The following is a 5,017-nucleotide window of genomic DNA, read 5'->3' as shown; positions in this document are numbered from 1 at the left end:
CGGGAGGGGCGCAGGTCGAGGATGGCGACCATCTCGTCGAGGGCGGCGCCGGTGGCGGCGGGGTCGTCGTGGACGAGGGTGGCGGCCAGGGAACCGAGCGCCCAGCCGCGTTCGAGGGTGTCGGGGGTGGTCAGGGCCACGGCGCGGCGGGCGCCGGGCACGCGCAGGCGCCACATCGCGTCGGCGACGACGCAGGCCTCGCGGGCCTCGTCGAACGGGGGCCAGCCGGGGGTGCGCAGCGCGGGGACGCTGGGGCGGTCGCGCAGCGCGAACAGGGCGGCTTCCAGGGCGGGTTCGTCGCCGGTGGCGGCGGCGATCTGGACCTGTTGGGCGGCGGCCCAGCCGTGCAGGGCGGGATGGCGCACGGCGGCGGCGCGGGCGGCGTCCAGGCGGCCGTCGGCGAAGGCGACGAAGGCGTCGAGACTGTGGGCGGTGCCGGCGAGCAGGCGGTCGTCGAGATGGTCGGCGTACTGGGCGGCGAGGGTGGCGAAACGGCGGGCGCTGGTGTCGTCGCCGGTGTCGGCGGCCAGGTAGCCCAGACAGAAGGACAGGTAGCCGGCGGCGCGGGTGAGTTCGCAGTGCACGGCGGGGGAAAGCCGCCGGCCCAGGGCCGCGGTGACACGGCGCCAGTCACCGATGACGGGGCCGAGCAGGTCGGTGTGGGAGGCGCTGAGCAGGGTGGTGGCATAGCGGTAGAGCCGTTCGTCGATCTCGCGGGTCGGGGTCGGCGTCGGCGTAGGCGATCTCCCGGGAGATCATGGCGGCGGCGAGGCCGTACCGGTCGGGCAGGCCGAAGCCGCCGCCGGGTGTGGTGGGCGTGGGCGGACAGTCGGCGTCGTCGGGGTCGCCGTCGTCGGGGTTGGTGGCCGCGGCCACCGTCCCTACGCCCTCGGCGCCCATGCCCCTGCTCCTGCCCGCGGTGCCACCACTGGCAGCACTGCCACCGCTGGCGCCACTGCCGCTGCCGCGACCGGTGCCGCTGTTGGCACAGGCACCGGTGCCTGGCCGTTCGGCGGAGTCCATGCCCAGCCTCCCCTCGCGTTCCGGGTGGTGGAGTGCGATACGCGCCGCGGCGGGTGTCGACAACGTGACGCTCGGCGCGGTATCGCGTGCGCGGGGGGTCTGTACAGGGCTTTGGTGAAAGCCGACTCGTCCCTACGCTATCCATCCGGGACATTGTTCCTCTTGCGGACAGCAGGGGTGGGGGCTATGTCTCAAAGGGGACCCGTTCGGGGGTTGTCGTACCCCCGACTCTGTCGTCTCCGACCTCCCGCAACCCGGCCCGTCCGCGCCCCACACCCCCCGGCCGGACACCTGCCGCATCACGGGGGGTACCCATGGTGACCGGGTCCGGCGCACCCCGGTGCGCCACGGCTTCGCTCCGTCCACCATGGTGCCAGATTTGAGAATAATATCCGATATTTGGGCGAGTGGGGGTGGTGGGCCCTGCCGTCTGCGGGTGTCGTGTCCCTTCCCGGGCGTCGACGGAACGGATTGGCACTGTTTCCGGCATTGGTGCCATTGTCGGGTGCGCCATTGTCGCAATGCGGCGCGGGTCAGCCGCGGATTCAGAGTCGGGTGAGGATGCGGGGTCCGTCCGCGGTGATGGCGACGGTGTGCTCGACATGGGCGGCGCGACTGCCGTCGCGGGTGCGCAGCGACCAGCCGTCGGGATCGGTGTGGAAGGTGTCGTGCCCGCCGGCGAGCAGCATCGGTTCGAGGGCGAGGACCAGGCCCTCACGCAGCCGCAGGCCACGGCCGGGACGGCCCTCGTTGGGCACCGGCGGGTCCTCGTGCATGTGCCGGCCGATGCCGTGCCCGCCGAAGCCCTCGAGGATGCCGTAGCCGCCGGCGCGGGCGACGGTGGCGATGGCGGCGCCGATGTCGCCCATGCGCCCCCCGGGCACGGCGGCGGCGATCCCGGCGTGCAGGGCCGCGGTGGTGGTGTCGATGAGGGCGGTGTCGTCGGGGCTGGCCGCGCCGACGGTGAAGCTGATCGCCGCGTCGCCGGTCCAGCCGTCCAGGGTGGCGCCGCAGTCGACGCTGACCAGGTCCCCGGCGCGCAGCGGGGTGTCGCCGGGGATGCCGTGCACGATCACGTCGTTGACCGACACGCAGATGACCGCCGGGAACGGGCTGGGCGCGAACGGTGGCTGGTAGTGCAGGAACGGGGAGAGGGCTCCCGCCTCGCGGATCACCGCGTGGGCGGCGGCGTCCAGGTCGCGGGGGGTGACCCCGACCGCCGCGGCCGCTCGGGTGGCGGCCAGCGCCCGGGCCACCACCGCCCCGGCCGCCGCCATCGCCTCGATCGCCTGCGGTGTCTTCATCTCCACCATCGCGCCCCGCCCACCCATCCCGCGTCCTGTGCCCCGATGCCGGTCCAGCCGGCCGTGCGGCGATAACTATACCGGTATTACTATCGGGGGCATGGTGCGGACGGCGTTGACCACAGCGGAGCGGGCCCGTGGCGAGCGGCTCGGCGCGTTGCTGCGCCGGGCGCGCGGTGAGCGCAGCATCGTGGCGGTGGCGGCCGGCGCCGGGCTGTCCGCCGAGACCCTGCGCAAGATCGAGACCGGGCGGATTCCGACCCCGGCGTTCTTCACCGTGGTCGCCCTGGCCACCACCCTCGGGGTATCCCTGGACGTCCTGGTCGACGCGTGTGCCGCCGAGGCGGAGTCGGCGTCGGAGCGGGACGCGCGGGTCCCCGGGGCGAGGGTCAGCGTGGCCTGAGCGCGGACGTCACCCGGAGGCGATCAGTGACCCGGAGGCGATCGGAGGCCTGTCCGGGCCTCGGGGCCGACCACGCGGCGGCCGGGGTGTGGTGATCAGATGTGCTGTGGGAGGGAAGCGGCGGGGGCGGCGGGTAGCGCGTCGGCGAGTCTGGCGAGGGTGTCGACGGCGGCGTTCAGTGTGGGGGCCGGCACGCGGATCAGGACGCTGTCGGCGCCGGCGTCGAGGTGTTCGGTGAGCTGTCGGGCGAGGGCGGCCGGGTCGCCGTGGGCGAAACGGTCGTCGATGAGCCGGTCGCTGCCGCCGTGGGCGAAGTCGTCGTCGCCGTAGCCGAGACGTCGCAGGTTCCTGGCGTACGGCGAGGTGGGGCTGCCGGCGGCCAGGTGGCGCCGTGCCAGGGCACGGGCGGCGGTCGGGTCGGGTTCGTCGAGGATGACCTGTTCGGGCACGAGGAGCTTGTCCGGGCCGAGGATCTCGCGGGCGAGCGCGGTGTGGGCGACCGGTACGGAGAACGGGTGGGCGCCGTCGGCGTGGTCGCGGGCCAGGGCGAGCATCCGCGGGCCCAGGGCGGCGAGCAGGCGGGGAAACGGCGCGGCCAGTCCCCCGGCGTCGGCGTCGGCGTCGGCGTCGGCGGCCGCGGTCATGGCGTCGAGGTAGTGGCGCATCACCGCCACCGGCGACGCGTCCGAGGGGGCGCGAGCCGCCGGGTCCTGCGGGTCGCCGGTGTTGGCTGTGATCCCCAAGCCCAGGCCCAGCAGGAGCCGGCCGGGGAACGCCTCGGCGAGGGTGGCGGCGCCGGCCTGCATGGCAGCCGGGGTCCGGTTGCCCACCCGCGCGATCCCGGAGCCGACGAGCAGACGATCGGTGGCCGTCAGCAGCAGGGCGAGGTGGGCGAAGATCTCCTTGGGGCCGTGGGCGCCCTCGCCGACCCAGACCGAGCCGAAACCGAGCGCTTCGATGCGGGCGACCTGCTCCCGCTCGATCGCCGCGGGGGTGGCTCCCAGCACCGGGGCGGGCGCCAGCCACACGCCGAAGCGTCCCAGCCGTGCCCGGAACCCGTCTGTTGTCGTGGTCACCCGAACCTCCTACGGCGGTGCCGGAACACACGCCCAAAAAACGGAACGGCTTTCCGATTTGATCGGCTACCCTACGGAAACACGTTCCGTTTTGCAATGCCGAGGAGATGACCATGAGCGCGCCGCAGCGGGCCACCCTGGAGGCCGCACCGGCGCGGGCTGACGTGCGACGCAACCGTCGCCGGCTGCTCGACGCTGCGCGCGCCGCGTTCACCGAGGGGGGCGTGGACGCGCCTCCCTCGGAGATCGCCCGTCGGGCCGGTGTCGGCGTCGGCACCCTGTACCGCCACTTCCCCGACCGGGCCAGCCTGGTCGACGCCGTGCTCGGCGACCGTTATGACACGCTGCGCGACGAGGCCGACCGTCTCCTCGACGCCTGCGCCACCTCGGGGGCCTTCGCGGCGCTGACCACCTGGCTGGATCTGTTCGCCTGCCACCTGGCGCTGTTCCAGGGGATGGCGGACTCGCTGCGTCCCACCCTGCTCGAGCCTGCGGTGGACGCCGCCCGAGGATGCGACGCGATGCTCGCCGCCTGGGACCGCCTGTTCACCCGGGCCCAGCAGAGCGGCGCGATCCGCCGCGACGCCCGTCCCCGGGACATCCTGCGCGCGGTCAACGCCCTGCGCTGGGCCACCCAGGGCACCCCGACCGCGACGCAGGAGGCCGACCGTCTGCGCGCGCTGCTGCTCGACGGCCTTCGCTACCAGCACACCGACGGCATCCGGGCAGGTCGGTGATGTCGGCCGGTGCCGCTCGGTCGGTGGGCTGACCTGATGTCGGCTACGCACATCCGGTGCTCGGGTGTCGGGCGATGGCGAGGGTGGCGCGGGGGCTGGTCTGTTTGCGCAGGATGAGACGTCCCGGGGACGGTGGGACGGTGTCGGCCCGGGTGGAGGTGGTGGGCAGGGCGAGTTGGCAGGCGGCTTCGGCCACGCTCGGGGTGCCCAGCGCCGCGGCGGCGGCGGCGCTGGGGTGGAGGACGTCCACGGTGGCCAGCAGTGCGGCGGGGTGGGCGATCAGTGGCCAGCCGTGATGGGCGGCCGCGCCGCGCAGGCCGGGTTCGCGGGCGCGGACGTCGACGGTGGCCAGGGCCCGCACGGACGCCGGGGACACGCCCAGGGCCCGCAGGCCGTGGTCGATGAGGGCGAGGACCTCCCGCGTCCGCACCCCGGGCCGGGCGCCGATGCCCACCACGAGATCGCGTGCGCTGT

The 5,017-nt window shown here is 74.5% G+C and carries 6 protein-coding genes and 1 pseudogene; 2 read left to right on the top strand and 5 right to left on the bottom strand.

Annotated features, from left to right (window positions below; genetic code table 11):
- From G6R24_RS18075 to map, 3 genes and pseudogenes are all read right to left on the bottom strand, one after another.
- Window positions 1–584: pseudogene (locus G6R24_RS18075) on the bottom strand (hypothetical protein); the annotation flags it as partial.
- Window positions 585–630: 46 nt separating this feature from the next.
- Entirely contained in the window at window positions 631–1,023 is a 393-nt protein-coding gene (locus tag G6R24_RS23800) for a hypothetical protein (RefSeq protein WP_244957237.1), read from the bottom strand.
- A gap of 545 nt (window positions 1,024–1,568) precedes the next feature.
- Window positions 1,569–2,327 (bottom strand): type I methionyl aminopeptidase, encoded by a 759-nt coding sequence (map, locus tag G6R24_RS18070; protein ID WP_338084469.1) that lies wholly within the window; start codon window positions 2,325–2,327, stop codon window positions 1,569–1,571.
- A 100-nt stretch (window positions 2,328–2,427) separates the two neighbouring features.
- Between map and G6R24_RS18065 the strand changes: the two genes are divergently transcribed.
- Window positions 2,428–2,730, top strand: a complete 303-nt coding sequence (locus G6R24_RS18065; protein WP_163550388.1) for a helix-turn-helix domain-containing protein — start codon at window positions 2,428–2,430, stop codon at window positions 2,728–2,730.
- Between the two features lie 95 nt (window positions 2,731–2,825).
- On the opposite strand, the gene G6R24_RS18060 is transcribed toward G6R24_RS18065, so the two are convergent.
- Window positions 2,826–3,806, bottom strand: coding sequence for a TIGR03620 family F420-dependent LLM class oxidoreductase (locus G6R24_RS18060; RefSeq protein WP_163550387.1), 981 nt, complete (start codon window positions 3,804–3,806; stop codon window positions 2,826–2,828).
- 113 nt (window positions 3,807–3,919) lie between these two features.
- Here G6R24_RS18060 and G6R24_RS18055 point away from each other — a divergent pair, with 113 nt between their 5' ends.
- Window positions 3,920–4,543: a TetR/AcrR family transcriptional regulator gene (locus tag G6R24_RS18055; RefSeq protein WP_163550386.1), complete on the top strand. Its 624-nt coding sequence runs from the start codon at window positions 3,920–3,922 to the stop codon at window positions 4,541–4,543.
- Between the two features lie 43 nt (window positions 4,544–4,586).
- On the opposite strand, the gene G6R24_RS18050 is transcribed toward G6R24_RS18055, so the two are convergent.
- On the bottom strand, window positions 4,587–5,017 hold a 431-nt coding region (locus tag G6R24_RS18050; protein WP_163550385.1), incomplete at its 5' end, for a cobalamin biosynthesis protein.

The organism is Candidatus Frankia nodulisporulans, assembly GCF_902806475.1.
Taxonomy (GTDB): domain Bacteria; phylum Actinomycetota; class Actinomycetes; order Frankiales; family Frankiaceae; genus Frankia; species Frankia umida.
The sequence above is the reverse complement of the archived record's forward strand: the minus strand, read 5'-3'. Positions and strand labels throughout refer to the sequence as shown.

Coding starts and splice junctions, on each gene's coding strand:
- G6R24_RS23800 (WP_244957237.1), bottom strand. CDS start 1,023: ATGGACTCCGCCGAACGGCCAGGCACCGGTGCCTGTGCCAACAGCGGC.
- map (WP_338084469.1), bottom strand. CDS start 2,327: ATGAAGACACCGCAGGCGATCGAGGCGATGGCGGCGGCCGGGGCGGTG.
- G6R24_RS18065 (WP_163550388.1), top strand. CDS start 2,428: ATGGTGCGGACGGCGTTGACCACAGCGGAGCGGGCCCGTGGCGAGCGG.
- G6R24_RS18055 (WP_163550386.1), top strand. CDS start 3,920: ATGAGCGCGCCGCAGCGGGCCACCCTGGAGGCCGCACCGGCGCGGGCT.